The sequence below is a fragment of the Lentzea tibetensis genome, from assembly GCF_007845675.1.
Classification (GTDB): Bacteria; Actinomycetota; Actinomycetes; order Mycobacteriales; family Pseudonocardiaceae; genus Lentzea; species Lentzea tibetensis.
Genome location: NZ_VOBR01000031.1, coordinates 51,364 through 70,297 on the forward strand (window position 1 = coordinate 51,364; position 18,934 = coordinate 70,297).

Sequence of the window (18,934 nt, forward strand, 5' to 3'; positions counted from 1 at the left end):
CTGACGATCCGGAGAGTGGTTTTCCATGGCTACGACCGACGAGCTTCGTGACTACCTGAAGTGGGTCACCGCGGACCTGCACCAGACCCGTCAGCGGTTGCAGAAGATCGAGTCGGCCGGGCGGGAACCGATCGCTGTCGTCGGCATCGGCGTGCGGCTGCCGGGCGGCATCGAGAGCCCGGACGACCTGTGGCGGCTCGTGTCGGGCGGCGGTGACGCGGTGGGTGACTTCCCCGCCGACCGCGGCTGGGACGTCGACGCGCTGTACGACCCCGACCCGGACGCGGTGGGCAAGTCCTACACCCGTCAGGGCGGCTTTCTCCGCAACGGCACGGAGTTCGATGCGGGGTTCTTCGGGATCTCGCCGCGTGAGGCGTTGGCGATGGATCCGCAGCAGCGGTTGTTGCTGGAGACGTCGTGGGAGGCGCTGGAACGGGCGGGTGTCGACCCGACCGCGCTCGAGGGCCAGAACGTCGGTGTCTTCACCGGGTTCACCGCCAACGAGTACATGACTCTCGCGGATGGCCGGTCCGAACTGGACGGGTTCCGGCTGACCGGTGGCAGCGCCAGTGCCGCGGCCGGCCGGGTGTCGTACGTGCTGGGTGTCGAGGGTCCCGCGGTGACGGTGGACACGGCGTGTTCGTCGTCGTTGGTGGCGATTCACCTGGCGTCGCAGGCACTTCGGGCCGGTGAGTGCTCACTGGCGCTGGCCGGCGGTGCGGCGGTGATGGCGACGCCGACCGGGTTCCTCGAGTTCTCCCGGCAACGGGGCCTGGCGGCCGATGGCCGGTGCAAGTCGTTCGCGGACGCCGCCGACGGGACCGGCTGGTCCGAGGGTGCGGGTGTGCTGGTGCTGGAGCGGTTGTCGGACGCGCAGCGCAACGGTCGGCGGATTCTGGCTGTGGTGCGGGGTTCGGCGGTGAACCAGGATGGTGCGTCGAATGGTTTGACGGCGCCGAATGGTCCTGCGCAGCAACGGGTGATTCGTCAGGCGTTGGCGAATGCCGGGTTGTCGACCGGTGATGTGGATCTGGTGGAGGCGCACGGCACCGGTACGGCGTTGGGTGATCCGATCGAGGCGCAGGCTCTGCTGGCCACCTACGGCCAGGGGCGTGAGACGCCGTTGTGGTTGGGGTCGTTGAAGTCGAACGTCGGCCACGCGCAGGCTGCGGCCGGTGTCGCCGGTGTGATCAAGATGATCCTGTCGATGCGGCACGGTCTCATGCCGCGCACGCTTCATGTGGATGCGCCGTCGTCGCAGATCGACTGGTCAGCGGGTGCGGTCTCGTTGTTGACCGAGGCGCGTGACTGGCCTTCGTCCGATCGTCCGCGTCGGGCCGGGGTGTCCGCCTTCGGTGTGTCCGGGACGAACGCGCACGTGATCGTGGAGGAAGCGCCGGACGCTGAGTCTTCTGCGGTGTCTGATGTGGACGGTGTGGTGCCGCTGGTGGTGTCGGGCCGGTCGGCGGATGCGTTGCGGGGTCAAGCTGCTCGGTTGGCCGAGGTCGACGCGGGTGTCGGTGAGGTGGCTGGCGCGCTGCTGGGGCGGTCGTTGTGGGAGCACCGGGCGGTGGTGCTGGCCGAGGATCGTGATGGCGCTGTTGCGGGATTGCGTGCGGTGGCCGAGGGGCGGTCGGCTTCCGGTGTAGTGACTGGCGTGCCCGGCGCTGCTGAGAAGACGGTCTTTGCCTTTACTGGTCAGGGCGCGCAGCGGTCCGGCATGGGGCGTGAGCTGTACGAGGCCTATCCGGTGTTCGCTGAGAAGTTTGATGAGGTGTGCGCTGCCCTGGGCACACCGGTGCGGGACGTGGTCTTTGGTGAGCCGGATGGTCGGCTTGATCAGACGGAGTTCACGCAGCCCGCGTTGTTCGCGTTCGAGGTTGCGTTGGCTGCGTTGCTGGAGTCCTGGGGTGTGCGGCCGGATGTGCTGGTGGGGCATTCGATTGGTGAGCTGAGTGCTGCGCACGTGGCCGGTGTGTGGTCACTGCCGGATGCGGCCAAGCTGGTCACGGCTCGGGCGCGGTTGATGCAGGCGTTGCCTGCCGGTGGGGCGATGGCCGCGGTCGCCGCCACCGAGGACGAGGTACTCGAGGTGCTGGCCTCGTGGGACGGTGCGTGTGTCGCGGCGGTGAACGGTCCGTCCACGGTGGTGATCTCCGGGACCGCGGAGGCGGTGGCCGGTGCGGCCGGGGTGCTGGCCGGGCAGGGCCGGAAGGTCAAGTCGTTGACGGTGAGCCACGCGTTCCACTCGGCCTTGATGGAACCGATGCTGGACGAGTTCCGCGAGGTCGCCGAGTCGATCGAGTACCGGGAGCCGCGGATCCCGATCGTCTCGACGGCGGGTGGGGATGTGCGCTCACCGGACTACTGGGTCGAGCAGGTGCGCAAGCCGGTGCGGTTCGCGGATGCCGTTGCCTCACTCGAGGGTGCCTGGGTGGAGATCGGGCCGGACGGTGTGCTCACCGCGATGGTCCGGGACGTGCACGGTGACGTCGTGGCGGCGGCGTTGTGCCGCCGGGACAAGCCCGAGGTCGCCACGCTGCTGACCGGGCTCGCGGAGCTGTTCGCCCGCGGTGTGCCGGTCGACTGGACGCACCACGTTCCCGAGCACCGCGGGCACCTGGAGCTGCCGACCTACGCGTTCCAGCGCGAGCGCTACTGGTTGACCAGGTCGGGCGCCGGGGATCTGCCGGGGACCGGGCATCCGTTGCTGGGTGCGGTGGTCGAGGTTCCTGAGTCGGGTGGTGTGGTGCTGACCGGCCGGGTGTCGGTGGGTGCGCATCCGTGGCTGGCCGACCACACGATCTCCGGCGCGGTGCTGGTTCCCGGTGCGGCACTGGTGGAGATGGCGATCCACGCAGGCGACCAGGTGGACCACCCGGTGCTGGACGAGCTGGTGCTCGAAGCGCCGCTGCGGCTCGACGGTGTCAGGCGGGTCCAGGTGAGCGTGGGCCAGGTCGACGCCTCGGGGCGACGGCCGGTGTCGATTCACTCCTGTGTGGACGGTGGTGAGTGGGTCCGTCACGCCGCCGGGTTCGTGGCCAGCGCAGGTGATCGTGGCCGCGATGTGGACCTCGGTGTCTGGCCGCCGGAAGGGGCGCGGCCGGTGGAGCTGGCGGACTTCTACGCGACGCTGGCCGACCGCGGCTACGACTACGGTCCGGCGTTCCAGGGCGTGACCGCCGCGTGGATCCGGAACGGCGAGGTGTTCGGCGAGGTCGCCCTGCCCGCGCAGGAGGATCCGGCGGGGTTCGGCATCCATCCGGCACTCCTGGACGCGGCAACACACCTGTTGTCGCTCAGGAGCTTCACCACCGACGACGACGCGACGGTCGAGCTGCCGTTCTCGTTGGAGCGGGTCGTGTTGCACGCGACCGGCGCCACGAAGGTCAGGGTTCGGGTCGGGGACGGCATCGACCTCGTCGACGAGGCAGGCGACCCGGTGCTGCAGGTCGGGTCGTTCGTGACCCGGCCGATGCCCGTCGAGCAGCAGGCCCGCTCCGGGGAAGCGTTGTTCGCGGTGGACTGGGTCGAGCACTCGGCGCTGGGCAGGAGCACGGCGGCGCGGTGGATCGGGGAACTGGCCGAGGTGCGCGCGGAGCCGCCGAGGTGGGTCGTCCTCACCCCCGGAGAGAGCGACCTGCCGGAGGTGGGTCGAGTGCGCGCGGAGGTCGCGCGCGTCCTGGCGGTGGTGCAGGAGTTCGTGACGGATCCGGTGTGGGCGTCGTCGCGACTCGTCGTGGCCACGTGCGGCGGTGAGCTCGATCCGGTCGCCGCGGCGGTGTGGGGCCTGGTGCGGGCCGCACAGGCGGAGAACCCGGAACGGATCATGCTGGCCGATCTCGACACCGAGACGGCGGAGCTGGATCTGGACGGGCTCGCCGAAGCAGGCGAGTGGCAGGTCGCGGTGCGGGGCGATCGCATCACCGTGCCCAGGCTGGTGCGGCTCGGTGAAGAGCAGGTGGGTGCACTCGACCCGGCCGGAACGGTCCTGGTCACCGGTGGCACCGGAAGCCTCGGTGCGCTCGTCGCCCGGCACGTCGTCACCCGGCACGGCGTGCGCAGCGTGGTGCTGGCCTCCCGGCGCGGCCCCGATGCTCCTGGCGCGGCAGAGCTGCGGGACGAACTGCAGGATCTTGGTGCGCGAGTGGACGTCGTCGCCTGCGACACAGCGGAACGCGACCAGGTCGAGGCGCTGCTGGCCCGAGTGCCCGCGGACGCGCCGTTGACGGCCGTCGTGCACGCCGCCGGTGTGCTGGACGACGGTGTGATCACTGCGCTCACCCCGGAGCGGGTGGACACCGTGCTCCGCCCGAAAGCCGACGCGGCACTGCACCTCGACGAGCTCACCCGAGGCACCGGGCTCTCCGCGTTCGTGTTCTTCTCCTCGACCGCCGGCGTGCTCGGTAGCGGTGGCCAGGGCAACTACGGCGCGGCCAACACGTTCCTGGACGCCCTCGCCGAACGCCGGCGGGCGGCGGGCGACTCGGCGGTGTCCATCGCCTGGGGCCTCTGGGCGCAGAGCGGCGGCATGGCCGACGGGCTCGGCGACCGGTTCGCCGGCTCCGGGATGCGCGGGTTGAGCGCGGACGCCGGTATGCGACTGCTCGACGCGAGCCTGACGTCGTCGCGTGCCGTGGTCGTGGCGGCCGATCTCGATCTCCCGCTGTTGCGGCGGGCGCAGGAGGTTCCTGCGGTGTTCAGGAGCCTGACCGGGCGGTCCCGACGGGTGGCCCGGCAGAACGGCGGCGGCTCCGGGCTGGCCGGACGGCTCGCCGGGCTGGCCGAGGCAGAGCAGCTGGCCGTGCTGCTGGAGTTGGTGCGGGCCGAGGCCGGATCGGTGCTGGGTGGTGGTTCGGATCTGGTCGGTTCGGGCCAGGCGTTCAAGGACGCCGGGTTCGACTCGTTGACCGCCGTTGAGCTGCGGAATCGGCTGACCGCGGTGACCGGTGTGCGGTTGCCCGCGACTTTGGTGTTCGACTACCCGAACGCGTCCGCACTGGCCGGGCACCTGCGAACGGAGCTGACGGGGTCCGACGAGGTGGTGACGGCGCGCGCCGCGGTGACCTCGCAGGAGCCGATCGCGGTGGTGGGGCTGGGACTCCGGCTGCCGGGTGGGGTGTCGAGCCCCGAGGACCTGTGGGACGCCCTGCTGGACGGTGCTGACCTCGTCGGGGACTTTCCCGCCGATCGCGGCTGGGACGTCGACGGCCTGTACGACCCGGACCCCGACGCGCCGGGGAAGACCTACACCCGGCGGGGCGGGTTCCTGTCGCAGGCGGCGGAGTTCGACGCGTCGTTCTTCGGGATCTCGCCGCGTGAGGCGTTGGCGATGGATCCGCAGCAGCGGTTGTTGCTGGAGACGACGTGGGAGGCGCTGGAGCGGGCCGACATCGATCCGACTTCGTTGCAGGGAAAGGACATCGGTGTCTACACCGGACTGATGTACCACGACTACGGCACCAATGCCGGTCCGCTGCCTCCCGGTGTGGAGGGACTGCGGGCGACCGGTGTCTCCGGCAGCGTGGCCGCTGGTCGGGTCTCGTACGTGCTCGGCGTCGAGGGCCCGGCGGTCATGGTGGACACGGCGTGTTCGTCGTCGTTGGTGGCGATTCACCTGGCGTCGCAGGCACTTCGAGCCGGTGAGTGCTCGATGGCGCTCGCGGGTGGCGCCACCGTGATGGCCACCCCCGGCTCGTTCGTCGAGCTGTCCCGTCAGCGCGGGCTGGCGGCCGACGGCCGGTGCAAGGCTTTCGCCGACGCCGCGGACGGCACCGGCTGGGCCGAAGGCGCGGGCGTCGTGGTGCTGGAGCGCTTGTCCGACGCGCGGCGCAACGGCCGCCGGATCCTGGGCGTGATCCGGGGGACCGCGGTGAACCAGGACGGTGCGTCGAACGGGTTGACGGCGCCGAACGGCCCCTCGCAGCAGCGGGTGATTCGGCAGGCGTTGGCGAATGCCGGTCTGGCCGCGGCCGAGGTGGACGTCGTCGAGGCGCACGGCACGGGCACCTCGTTGGGTGATCCGATCGAGGCGCAGGCCGTGATCGCGACCTACGGTCAGGAACGCGAGACGCCGTTGTGGTTGGGGTCGTTGAAGTCGAACATCGGGCATGCCCAGGCCGCGGCGGGTGTGGCCGGTGTGATCAAGATGATTCTGTCGATGCGGCACGGTTTGATGCCGCGCACGCTGCACATCGACGCGCCGTCGTCGAAGGTCGACTGGTCGGCGGGTGCGGTCTCGTTGTTGACCGAGGCGCGTGAGTGGCCTTCGGCTGGCCGTCCGCGTCGGGCGGGTGTGTCGTCCTTCGGTGTTTCCGGGACGAACGCGCACGTGATCGTCGAGGAGGCGCCGCCTGTCGGGCCCGTTTCGGTGTCTGATGTGGATGGTGTGGTGCCACTGGTGGTGTCGGCCCGATCGGCTGCCGCGCTGCAGAGGCAGGCTGACCTGCTTGCAGAGCTTGACGCTGGTGCTGGTGAGTTGGCTGGTTCTCTGGTGGGGCGGTCGTTGTGGGAGCACCGGGCGGTGGTGCTGGCGGCTGATGGGGACGGGCTTCGTGATGGTCTGCGGGCGTTGGCCGAGGGGCGTTCGGCTCCCGGTGTGGTGACCGGTGTCGCTGATGGGCTCGGCGGAAAGCTGGTGTTCGCGTTCACGGGTCAAGGTGCGCAGCGGGCAGGTATGGGCCGTGAGCTGTACGAGACCTATCCGGTGTTCGCCTCGAAGTTCGATGAGGTGTGCGCCGCGCTGGATGCTCCGGTGCGGGATGTGGTCTTTGATGAGCCGGATGGTCGGCTTGATCAGACGGAGTTCACGCAGCCCGCCCTGTTCGCGTTCGAGGTCGCGCTGGCGGCCTTGTTGCAGTCGTGGGGTGTGCGGCCGGATGTGCTCGTGGGGCACTCGATTGGTGAGCTGAGCGCCGCGCGCGTGGCCGGTGTGTGGTCACTGGCCGACGCGGCGAAGCTCGTGACAGCACGAGCGCGATTGATGCAGGAGCTGCCCGCCGGTGGGGCGATGACGGCGGTCGCTGCCACCGAGGACGAGGTTCTCGAGGTGCTGGCCGGGCGAGACGGTGTAGGTGTTGCGGCGGTGAACGGCCCGTCTTCGGTGGTGATCTCCGGGACCGCGGAGGCTGTTGCTGAGGTCGGCCGCGTGTTCATCGAGCGGGGCCGGAAGGCCAAGCCGTTGACGGTGAGTCACGCGTTCCACTCGGTGTTGATGGAGCCGATGCTGGACGAGTTCCGTGAGGTCGCTGAGTCGGTCGAGTACCTGGAGCCGAGGATCCCGATTGTCTCTACGGCTGGTGGCGACATGGGCACGCCGGAGTACTGGGTGGAGCAGGTGCGCAAGCCGGTGCGGTTCGCCGATGCGGCCACCTCGCTGCGCGATGCGCGGTGGGTGGAGGTCGGTCCCGACGGTGTGCTCACCGCGATGGTCCGTGATGTGCTCGGTGATGTGGTGGCGGCTGCGTTGTGCCGTCGCGACAAGCCCGAGGTCGCCACGCTGCTGGGCGGCTTGGCGGAGTTGTTCACACACGGCGTGCCGATCGACTGGACGCACCACGTTCCCGAGCAGCACGGGCACCTGGAACTGCCGACCTACGCGTTCCAACGCGAGCGCTACTGGCTCACGGCGGGCTGGGGCGGAGGGGATCTGGCGGGTGTCGGCCTGACCTCGGCGGACCATCCGCTGCTGGCGGCGGTGGTCGAGTCGGTGGACGGCGTGATCCTGACCGGTCGCATCTCGCTCGCCACGCACGCCTGGCTGGCCGACCACGCGATCTCCGGCACCGTGGTGGTTCCCGGTGCGGCGCTGGTGGAGATGGCGATCCACGCAGGCGACCAGGTGAGCTGTCCGGTGGTGGATGAGCTGGTGCTCGAGGCGCCGTTGCGGTTGGACGGCGTGACACGGGTGCGGGTCAGCGTCAACGAGATCGACGCGTCCGAACGGCGGCCGGTCTCGATTCATTCCTGTGTGGACGGTGGCGAGTGGGTGCGGCACGCGACCGGCTTCCTGGCGGCGCAGACCTCTGTCGACCGGGGTGGCCTCGATGTCTGGCCGCCCGCTGGCGCGCGTTCGGTCGAACTGGACGACTTCTACGCCACCCTGGCCACCCGCGGCTACGACTACGGGCCCGTGTTCCAGGGCCTGACCGCGGCCTGGGTGCGTGGTGACGAGATGTTCGCGCAGGTCGGGCTGCCCGAGCAGGCGGACGCCACCGGGTTCGGCATTCACCCCGCGCTGCTCGACGCCGCCCTGCAGACGGCGGGCGTCGCCGGTGCGGACGAAGCCGAGGACGGAGTGCGACTGCCGTTCGCCTGGAACCGCGTCGTCTTGCACGCGGCCGGGGCGACGGCGGCACGGGTGCGGGTGGTGTCGCGTCCGGACGGGCTCGAGCTCGACCTCGCGGACTCCGCAGGCAAACCCGTGCTGTCCGTGGGTTCGCTCGTGACCAGGTCGATTTCGCTCGACGCCCTGTCGGACGCCCGCCGGAGGGATCACCTCTACGCGCTCGACTGGCGGCCGATCGCCTCGGGTGCTGGTCAGCGGCCGACGTTGCTGCTGGAGGTCGACTCGAGCGGCGACGTGCGCGACGTACTGGGGCACGTGCTGAAGGAACTGCAGCAGTTCCTGGCCGATCCGGACCTGGCCACGAGCGTGCTCGTCGTCGCCACCCGCGGCACGGATCCCGTCGCCGCGGCGGTGTCGGGACTCGTGCGCGCGGCGCAGGCGGAGAACCCCGGCAGGTTCCTGCTGGCGGACTTCGAGAACGGCGAGGTCGAGCTCGACGTCGACGGGCTGGCCGAAGCGGGCGAGTGGCAGGTGTCGGTGCGCGACGGCCAGGTGCTCGCACCGCGTCTCGTGCGGGCCGACGAGGAACCGGGCGAGGTGCTCGGCCCCGACGGGACCGTGCTGATCACCGGCGGCACCGGCACGCTGGGTGCGTTGGTCGCCAGGCACGTGGTCACCGCGCACGGCGTGCACAGCCTGGTGCTGGTGTCCCGCAGGGGAGTCGACGCACCGGGTGCGGTCGAACTGCGGGGCGAGCTGGAGGAACTCGGGGCGCGGGTGGAGATCGTCGCCTGCGACATCGCCTCTCGCGCGCAGACCGAGGCGCTGCTCGCCGGGATCGAGGACCTGACCGGCGTGGTGCACACCGCGGGTGTGCTCGACGACGGGGTGATCACCGCGCTCACGCCGGAACGGCTCGACGGGGTGCTGCGGCCGAAGGTCGACGCCGCCGTGCACCTCGACGAGCTCACCCGCGGCCGCGGGCTGGCCGCCTTCGTGTTGTTCTCCTCGGCGGCCGGTGTGTTCGGCAGCGGTGGTCAGGGCAACTACGCGGCGGCCAACGCGTTCCTGGACGCGCTCGCTACGCGTCGTCGCGCGGACGGCGAGGCGGCCGTGTCGCTGGCCTGGGGCGCTTGGGAAAGCGGGATGGCGGGCGAGCTCGGCCACGCGGACCTGGCGCGGATGGCGAGGTCCGGTATGCGGACGCTCGACCCCGAGCAGGGCATGGCGCTGTTCGACGCCGGGCTGGCATCCAGCCGCGCCGTTCTGGTGCCCGCCGCGCTCGACATCGCCGCGTTGCGCAAGACGGGAAGCCCCGCGCTGCTGCAGGAGCTCACCGGGCGAGGCAGGCGCGCCGCTAGCAACGCCCTCGCGGCAGGTGCCTTCGCGGACCGGCTGGCCGGGCTGACGGAGACTGAACGGCGCGCCGCGCTCACGGAGCTCGTCCGCACCGAGGCCGCGGACGTGCTCGGCGGTTCGACGGACCTGGTGCGGGCCACCGGCGCGTTCAAGGACGCCGGGTTCGACTCGCTGACCGCGGTCGAGCTGCGGAACCGGCTCACCGGGCTCACCGGCGTCACGTTGCCGGCCACGATGGTGTTCGACTACCCGAACCCCGCCGCGCTGGCGGACTTCCTGCACGGTCACCTGGCCGGGCCGAGCACCGGATCCGTCGACGAGGAACAGCTCAGGCGCAAGCTCGTCGAGCTACCCGTCCATCGACTGCGCGAGGCAGGACTCCTGGATGCGTTGCTGCGTCTGGTGAACACCGCGGACACGGCTCCCGAACTGCCGGATGCCGACGTGATCGACGAACTGGACACCTCGAGCCTGCTGAAGATGGCGCGGGAAACGCTCAGCCTCACCGGAAGCGAAGGGTGACGGGAATGACCGAGAACACCGAGGCTGTCGTGACCGCGTTGCGGGAGTCGCTGAAGGAGATCAAGCGTCTCCGGGAACGGAACGCGCAGCCGATCGCGGTTGTGGGCGTCGGGGTGCGGTTGCCCGGCGGGGTCACCGGCCCTGACGACCTGTGGGCCGCACTGGCGAACGGCTCCGACCTGGTGGGTGACTTTCCCGCGGACCGCGGCTGGAACGTCGACGGGCTGTACGACCCGGACCCCGAGGTGCCGGGCAAGTCCTACACCCGCAGCGGCGGGTTCCTGTCGCAGGCGGCGGAGTTCGACGCGGGGTTCTTCGGGATCTCGCCGCGTGAGGCGTTGGCGATGGATCCGCAGCAGCGCCTGCTGCTGGAGACGTCCTGGGAGGCGCTCGAACACGCGGGGCTGGCTCCGGACGCGCTGCGGGGCCGCGACATCGGTGTCTACACCGGACTCATGTACCACGACTACGGGCTCGGAGCGCCGCCCGCCGAACTCGAAGGCATGCGTGGAGTCGGTGCCGCGGGCAGCGCGGCCGCGGGCCGGGTGTCCTACGAGCTGGGCCTGGAAGGGCCCGCTGTGGTCATCGACACGGCGTGCTCGTCGTCGCTGGTGGCGATTCACCTGGCGGCGCAGGCACTGCGGGTCGGTGAGTGCTCGATGGCGCTCGCCGGCGGCGTGACGGTGATGGCTTCTCCGGAGTCGTTCGTCGAGTTCTCCCGGCAACGCGGACTCGCACCGGACGGCCGGTGCAAGGCGTTCGCCGAGGGCGCGGACGGCACCGGGTGGGCCGAGGGCGTCGGTGTCGTGGTGCTGGAGCGGTTGGTGGACGCACAGCGCAACGGCCGCCGGATCCTGGGGGTGATCCGCGGGTCGGCGGTGAACCAGGACGGCGCGTCGAACGGCTTGACGGCGCCGAACGGTCCGTCGCAGCAGCGGGTGATCAGGCAGGCGCTGGCCAATGCGGGGATCGCTGCTACCGAGGTGGATGTTGTTGAGGCGCACGGCACGGGCACCTCGCTGGGTGATCCGATCGAGGCTCAGGCGTTGATCGCGGCTTATGGTCAGAATCGTGAGACGCCGCTGTACTTGGGGTCGTTGAAGTCGAACATCGGTCATGCGCAGGCTGCGGCCGGTGTTGCTGGTGTGATCAAGATGATTTTGTCGATGCGCCACGGTGTCATGCCGCAGACGCTGCACGTCGACGCGCCGTCGTCGAAGGTCGACTGGTCGGCTGGTGCGGTGGAGTTGTTGACCGAGGCGCGTGAGTGGCCTTCGGCTGGTCGTCCGCGTCGGGCAGGTGTCTCGTCCTTCGGTGTTTCCGGGACGAATGCTCACGTGATCGTGGAGGAGGCCCCGCCTGTTGAGCTGTCCGTGCTGTCTGCTGTGGACGGTGTGGTGCCGCTCGTGCTGTCGGGCCGGTCAGCAGAGGCGTTGCGAGGTCAGGCTTCCCGGTTGACCGAGGTTGATGCGGGTGTGGGCGAGGTGGCTGGCGCCTTGGTCTCGCGGTCGCTGTGGGAGCACCGGGCGGTGGTGCTGGCGGCTGATCGCGGCGAGGCCGTTGGTGGTCTGCATGCGTTGGCTGAGGCACGCTCAGTCCCTGGTGTGGTGACCGGTGTGGCTGATGCCGCGGGGAAGACGGCGTTCGTCTTTCCTGGGCAGGGTGCGCAATGGGTGGGTATGGCTCGCGGCTTGTGGGCTGCTGATCCGGTGTTCGCCGCACGGATGGCCGAGTGTGAGCGGGCCCTGGCCTCGGTTGTCGACTGGTCGTTGGCGGATGTGGTGCACGGTGTCGAAGGTGCGCCGACCATCGATCAGGTTGATGTGCTCCAGCCGGTGTCGTTCGCCGTGATGGTGTCGCTGGCGGCGGTGTGGCAGGCGTCTGGGATTCGGCCGGATGCGGTGGTCGGGCATTCGCAGGGTGAGTTGGCGGCGGCGTGTGTGGCTGGTGCGTTGTCGTTGGAGGATGCGGCGCGGATTGTTGCTTTGCGCAGTCAGGTGATCGCGGCGGAGCTGGCTGGCCGTGGCGGGATGATGTCGATCGCTGAGCCGGTGGAGCGGGTGGCCGAGCGCCTCATCGATCGGGTCGAGATCGCTGCGGTGAACGGGCCTGCCAATGTGGTGGTGGCTGGTGATCTGGACGCGTTGGAGTCGCTGCGGGACGCCTGTGAGAGCGATGGTGCGCGGGCTCGGTTGATCTCGGTGGACTATGCGTCGCACACCTGGCACGTGGACGCGATTCGCGAGCGGCTGGCGGAGTTGCTGGACGGCATCGCGTCGATCGCTCCGGCCGTTCCGTGGCTGTCCACTGTGGATGGCGAGTGGATCAACGGGCCGGTTGACGCCGGCTACTGGTTCCGGAACCTGCGGCAGCGGGTGCGGTTCGCGGAGGCCGTCGGTCGGCTCGCGAACGAGGGCTTCGGTGTGTTCGTGGAGGTGTCGAGCCATCCGGTGCTGACCTCCTCAGTCGAAGACTTGGTCGGCCCCGGGAAGGTCGTGTGCGGGACGTTGCGGCGGGATCAGGACGAGCAAGCCCGGTTCCTGCAGTCCCTGTCCGAGTTGTTCGTGCGGGGTGTGCCGGTCGACTGGAGCCGATACGTCCCGGCTGGCGGGCATGCCGAACTGCCGACCTATGCGTTCCAACGAGAGCGGTACTGGCTGGCAGGATCGAACGCCGGTGATCTCGAGACCGTCGGACTCGCCGGGAGCGGTCACCCGCTGCTGGGTGCCGTGGTGGAGTCACCGGAGGGCGTGACGCTGACCGGCCGGATCTCGCTGAGCACCCACCGGTGGCTCGCTGATCACGCCGTGTCGGGCGTGGTGATCGTCCCCGGTGCGGCGCTGGTGGAGATGGCCATCCACGCGGGCGACCGGATCGACCACCCGGTGCTGCAGGAACTGGTGATCGAGGCGCCGCTGCGACTCGGCGGCGAGGCCGTCGTGCAGCTCAGGGTGAGCACGGGCGAGGAGGACGATCTCGGGCGCAGGCCCGTGTCGATCCACTCCCGGCCGGACGGCGGCGAGTGGACCCGGCACGCGACGGGCTTCCTGGTCGAAGACGAGCCCGCGGGGCCGGACGGCGATCTCGTGGTGTGGCCGCCCGCCGACTCCCAGCCGGTCGGACTGGACACCTTCTACGACACGCTGGCCGGGCGCGGGTACGACTACGGCCCGCTGTTCCGCGGGCTCACCGCGGCGTGGGTGCGCGGTGACGAGGTGTTCGGCGAGGTCACCCTGCCCGACAACGCCGACTCCGGCGGGTTCGGCATTCACCCCGCGCTGCTCGACGCGGCACTGCACGCGGGCTCGGTGACCACGGCGAGCGTGCGGCGCAAGGGCGTGGCCGGGGCGGTCGACCTGCCGTTCGCCTGGAACGACGTCGTACTGCGGGCCAGCGGTGCGCGCAGCGTCCGGCTCCGGGCCGTCCTGCGCGACGGGATCCGGCTCGACCTGGCCGACCCGATGGGCGAGCCCGTGCTGTCGGTCGGTTCGCTGACGACCAGGCCGGTCGCGCTCGACCAGCTCGAGGCGCCGAAGCACAACGACGCGTTGTACGCGGTCGACTGGAAGACGGTGCCCGCGCCGGGCACCGGTACGGAGTCCGCCGTCCTGGTGTCCGATGTGGACGATCTGGAGACGGTCAAGACCTTCAGCCTCGGCCAGCCTCCCGCATGGCTGGTTCTCCGCGCCGATGTCGACGGCGCACCCGCGACGGAGACCGTGCAGGTGCGGGCCGTGCTGACCCACGTGCTGCGGGTGCTGCAGACGTTCGTCGCCGACGAGGCGTGGAGCTCGACCCGGCTCGCGGTCGCCACCTGCTCCGCGGTGATCGCCGGGCCGGGCGACCTGGCCGATCCCGTCGCCGCGGCGGTGTGGGGGTTGGTGCGCGCCGCGCAGACCGAGCACCCGGACCGGATCCTGCTCGCCGACCTGGAGAAGCCGGTGGACGACGACTCCGCGGCCGCGCTCGCGCTCGACGCGCTGGCCGCCGCGGGGGAGTGGCAGGTGGCCGTGCGGGGCGACGAGGTGCGGGTGCCGCGGCTGGTCGCCGCCGATCAGCACGCGGTGGACGGGCGCGAGCTCGACCCCGCGGGCACGGTGCTGATCACCGGTGGTACCGGGACGCTGGGTGGAATGGTCGCCAGGCACCTCGTCACCGAGCACGGCATCCGCTCGGTCCTGCTGGCGTCGCGGCGCGGCCCCGAGGCCGCGGCCGCGATCACGGCGGAGCTGGAGGCACTCGGTGCGCGGGTCGACGTGGTCGCCTGCGACACCGCCGACCGCGACCAGGTCGCGGCGCTGCTCGCCCGAGTCCCGGCCGATGCTCCGCTCACCGGCGTGGTGCACGCGGCGGGTGTGCTCGACGACGGAGTGATCTCCGCGCTCACCCCGGAGCGGATCGACCACGTCCTGCGGCCGAAGGTCGATGCCGCGGTGCACCTGGACGAGCTGACCAGAGGGATGGGACTGGCGGTCTTCGCTCTGTTCTCCTCCGCGGCAGGCACGCTGGGCGGTGCCGGTCAGGCCAACTACGCCGCCGCCAACACCTTCGTCGACGCCGTGGCCGAACGGCGGCGCGCCGCCGGTGAGCCCGCGATCTCCCTGGCCTGGGGCTACTGGGAGCAGAGCAGCGAGATGACGGCGAACGTCGGCGACACCGAGCTGTCGCGGATGGCACAGGCCGGCGTGCTGCCGCTCGACTCCGCACTGGGCCTGCGTTTGCTGGACACCGCACTGCGCTCCCCGCGGGCCGTGCTGGTACCGACCGTGCTGGATCGCAGGCAGCTGCGCAAGATGACCGCCGCGCCCGCGATCCTGCGCGGACTGGCCGGCCGGGGCAGGCGGGTCGCGAACACGGTGAACGCCAGCAAGGACCTGCTCGCCCGCCTCGAACGGCTCACGGCCGAGGAGCGGCTGACCGAGCTGACGGCGCTGGTGTGCGCGGAGGCCGCCGCGGTGCTCGGCGCGGCGGGCACCGACCTGGTCGCGGCGAACGCGGCCCTGCTGGACATCGGGTTCGACTCGCTCACCGCGGTCGACCTGCGCAACCGGCTCACCGGCCACACCGGACGGGCGTTGCCGTCGACGCTCGCCTTCGAGTACCCGACCCCGGAGATGATCGCCGAACACCTGCTGGAAGAGATGTTCTGACAGAAGGGAAGTGACCATGTTCGACGCAGAGACGTACCTGCGGGCGATCGGCCACACCGGTGCGGTGGCACCGGACCTGCCCACGTTGCGCGCGTTGCACCGCAGGCACGCCGAAGCAATTCCGTACCGCAGCGATCCGCAGGACCCGTTGATGAACAAGGCGATCTCGACCTGGGACTGGGACGAGGTCTTCCGGCGTTCGATCGTCGACGGCAGGGGCGGGAACTGCTTCGAGGTCAACGAGACGTTCGGCAGGTTGCTCTGGTCCATCGGGTTCGAGGTGGACCGCCTGTCCGCGAGCAGCCTGTTGCCCGACGGCCGGTACGGACCGGAGATCGAGCACCAGGCACTGCTGGTGAAACTGGACGGCGAGTCCTACCTCGTCGACGTCGGCTTCGGCCAACCCACCTCGGTCGACCCGCTGCCCGTCGAGTCGGCGGCGCAGGGGTCGTTCCGAGTCGTCACCTCGGGGGAATGGCACAGCTACGAGCGTCGGAGCAAGGACAAGTGGATCCCGGTGTACCGCTTCAAGCTCGTGCACCGCTCGCTCGACGACTGGGACTTCCAGAGCGAGGAGTTCGTCAACCTGGCCAACGACATCCCGGTCGCGCGGCTCAGGGTGATCAGCCGTGTCGTCGACGGCTCCACGCTGACGCTGAGCGGGAAGCGGTTCTGGAAGCACAACGCCGACGAGGAGACGTTCCGGATGATCCTCGACCGCGCCGAGTTCGAAGACCTCACCCGGCTGATCCTCAACGAGAACTGAAGGAGATCGACGTGGACTGCGACGTGCTGATCGTCGGCTTCGGACCGGTCGGACAGCTGCTCTCGATCCTGCTCGCGGACAAGGGATGGCGGGTGGTCGTCGTCGAGCGGCGCACCGAGCCGCACGCCATCGCGAGGGCGGTCTCGTTCGACGGCGAGGCCGCGCGGATCTTCGCGGCGGCCGGACTCGCCGACGAGCTGCCGGAGCTGGGGGAGCTGTCCAGGGAGATCGAGTTCCACAACGGCAGGGGCGACGTCCTGTACCGGTCTGAGCCCGCCGCGGAGGGCTACTTCGGCTGGCCGGACAGCACTTCCTTCTACCAGCCGGACCTCGAGGCGGCGCTCATCGCGCGCACCGAACAGTTCCCGAACCTCTCCGTGCTGCTCGGCACGGAGGCGGTCGGCGTTGAGGAGACCGGAGAGCACGTCGACGTCCGACTCCAGGACGGTTCCCGGATCAGCGCCCGGTGGGTCGTCGGCTGCGACGGCGCCCGCAGCTTCGTCCGCGAGCAGATGGACGTCTCCGAACAGCAGGCCGGGTTCTCGTTCGACTGGCTCGTCTGCGATGTGGTGCCGCACGAGATCACCGAGTACCGGCCCAACAACCTGCAGATCTGCGACCCGAAACGACCCAGGACGCACGCGTCGGCAGGCCGCGGGCACCGGCGCTGGGAGTTCATGCTCCTGCCCGGTGAGTCCCCGTCCGAGATGAACACCCCTGACTACGCCTGGAAACTGCTCGCGATGGCGGACGTCACGCCGGAGAACGCGACACTCGAACGGCACTCGGTCTACAAGTTCCGGTCGGCCTTCGCCGACCGCTGGCGGGCAGGCAGGCTGTTGCTCGCTGGCGACGCCGCGCACGTGATGCCGCCGTTCAGCGGTCAGGGCATGTGTTCCGGCGTCAGGGACGCGCGGAACCTCTCGTGGCGGCTCGACCTCGTGTTGCGCGGCCTGACCTCCGACGCGCTGCTGGACTCCTACGGCGTCGAGCGGATCGACCACCTGCAGAACTCCATCGAGCTGGCCATCAAGCTCGGCAGGGTGATCTGCCTGACCAACGAGAAGCTCGCCGCCGCAAGGGATGCGGCGATGCTCGCGGGCCGCGCGCGGGGCGACGTGCCGCCGCGCCCCGAAGACATCTACTGGCCCATCAGGAAAGGCGTGTTCGGGCACGCCGACCAGGTGACCGGGCGGCTGGTTCCCCAGGCGCGCGTGGCCTCCGCCGATCGTGAAGGGTTGTTCGACCAGGTCGTGGGCACCGGCTTCGTGCTGATGACGCTCGGCGACCCGGCGCAGTGCGTGAGCCCCGAGAGCCAGGAGATCCTCGACTCGCTGGACGCGCTCGTGGTGGGCATCCTGCCTCCCGGCACGCCGCGGGACACCCTGCGGCCCGGCACGGTCGTCGACGTCGACGGAACCTGTTCGGCCTATCTTTCCGGCGCTCACGGCGAGGCTGTTCTGATGCGGCCCGACTTCTACGCTTTCGGCGCCGATGAAATCAACGACCTGATTCGCCAACTGGCGACCGAGCTGAATCTCGTGCTCCGTGAAGATGTCTTGAAAGTGGGATGAAATCGCCACTCTCTAGCTTTTGACCTGCCTGTTCAGGTCGATTCGCGAGGAGTGAGTGATGACCAGTGCCGACCAGGCCGCATGTCCTTATCCGTTCGGTGAGGCCGACCGGTTGGAGCTCCACCCCGAGTACGGCAGGCTGCGCGACACCGGCCGACCGGCCAGGGTGACGTTGCCGTACGGCGGCGAAGCCTGGATGGCGCTGAACCACGCGGACGTCCGCACGGTGCTGACCGACCCCAGGTTCAGCCGTGCCGCGACCGTCGGGCAGGACGTGCCCCGCGTCGTCCCGATGATCATCAAGAAGGCGAACATCGGGTTCATGGACGGCGCGGAGCACGCCAGGCTGCGCAAGCTGGTGGCGAAGGCGTTCACCGGGCGGCAGACCGCCCGCCTGCGGCCGCGGATCGAGGAGATCGTCGACGGCCTGCTCGACGACATCATCGCGACGGGTGCCCCGGCCGACCTGCTCGAGGGCCTCGCGATGGTGCTGCCGATGCACATCATGTGCGAGCTGCTCGGCGTGCCGTTCGCCGACCGCGACCGGTTCCGCGACTGGTCGGAAGTCGTGCGCACGATGGGGGACACCTACACCGCCGAGCAGTACGCCACGGCGACCAACGAGCTCGAGTCCTACCTCGCGGGCATGATCGCCCGGCGACGCGAAGAACCGTCCGACGACCTGCTGGGCGTGCTGGTCGCCGCCCGCGACGAGGGCGAACGCCTCACCGAGACCGAACTGGTGCAGTTCGGCGTGCTCCTGCTGATCGCGGGCCACGACACGACCGCGAACTACCTCGCCAACTCGATCTACTGCCTGCTCTCGCGGCCGGATCAGCTGGAGCGGCTCAGGTCCGACCCGTCGTTGCTGCCGACAGCGGTCGACGAACTGCTCCGCTACCTGCCGCTCGGCACCACCGCGGGGGTCGCCCAGATCGCGCTCGAGGACGTCGAGCTCAGCGGTGGCGTGGTGGTCAGGAAGGGCGAGGCCGTGCTCACCCAGGCCGCGGCCGCCAATTTCGACGAAAACGTGTTCGCGGACGCGGACGAGCTGGATCTGGCGCGCACGCACAATCCGATGCTCACCTTCGGGCACGGCCCGCACCATTGCGTCGGTGCCCAGCTCGCCAAGGTCGAGATCCAGGTCGCGATCGGCTCGCTGCTCCGCCGGATCCCCGGTGTGCGGCTCGCGAAACCCGTCGACGAGATCGAGTTCAGGTACGGCAGCATGATTCGCGGGCTGGTGGCTCTGCCTGTCACGTGGTGATTCCGGCAA

Annotated in this window: 5 protein-coding genes; all 5 read left to right on the forward strand. The window is 70.2% G+C overall.

Annotated features, from left to right (window positions below; all coding sequences use genetic code 11):
- The first annotated feature begins 25 nt into the window (after positions 1–25).
- From FKR81_RS35095 to FKR81_RS35115, 5 genes are read left to right on the forward strand one after another with little or no spacing between them, the layout of a single operon-like run.
- Positions 26–10,168, forward strand: coding sequence for a type I polyketide synthase (locus FKR81_RS35095; RefSeq protein ID WP_146358552.1), 10,143 nt, complete (start codon positions 26–28; stop codon positions 10,166–10,168).
- Positions 10,165–15,318 carry a type I polyketide synthase gene (locus FKR81_RS35100; RefSeq protein ID WP_407936569.1) on the forward strand — a complete coding sequence of 1,718 codons (5,154 nt, stop codon included), beginning with the start codon at positions 10,165–10,167 and terminating at the stop codon, positions 15,316–15,318. The genes FKR81_RS35095 and FKR81_RS35100 overlap by 4 nt, the downstream gene beginning before the upstream one ends.
- A gap of 16 nt (positions 15,319–15,334) precedes the next feature.
- Positions 15,335–16,084, forward strand: a complete 750-nt coding sequence (locus FKR81_RS35105; protein ID WP_146358554.1) for an arylamine N-acetyltransferase family protein — start codon at positions 15,335–15,337, stop codon at positions 16,082–16,084.
- Between the two features lie 11 nt (positions 16,085–16,095).
- Positions 16,096–17,658 (forward strand): bifunctional 3-(3-hydroxy-phenyl)propionate/3-hydroxycinnamic acid hydroxylase MhpA, encoded by a 1,563-nt coding sequence (gene mhpA, locus FKR81_RS35110; protein ID WP_222598504.1) that lies wholly within the window; start codon positions 16,096–16,098, stop codon positions 17,656–17,658.
- Positions 17,659–17,716: 58 nt separating this feature from the next.
- Positions 17,717–18,925, forward strand: coding sequence for a cytochrome P450 (locus tag FKR81_RS35115; protein WP_146358555.1), 1,209 nt, complete (start codon positions 17,717–17,719; stop codon positions 18,923–18,925).
- Positions 18,926–18,934: the final 9 nt, after the last annotated feature.

Bases quoted from the DNA above. Each gene is read 5' to 3' on its own strand.
- FKR81_RS35105 (WP_146358554.1), top strand. From the start codon at position 15,335: ATGTTCGACGCAGAGACGTACCTGCGGGCGATCGGCCACACCGGTGCG.
- FKR81_RS35115 (WP_146358555.1), top strand. From the start codon at position 17,717: ATGACCAGTGCCGACCAGGCCGCATGTCCTTATCCGTTCGGTGAGGCC.
- FKR81_RS35095 (WP_146358552.1), top strand. From the start codon at position 26: ATGGCTACGACCGACGAGCTTCGTGACTACCTGAAGTGGGTCACCGCG.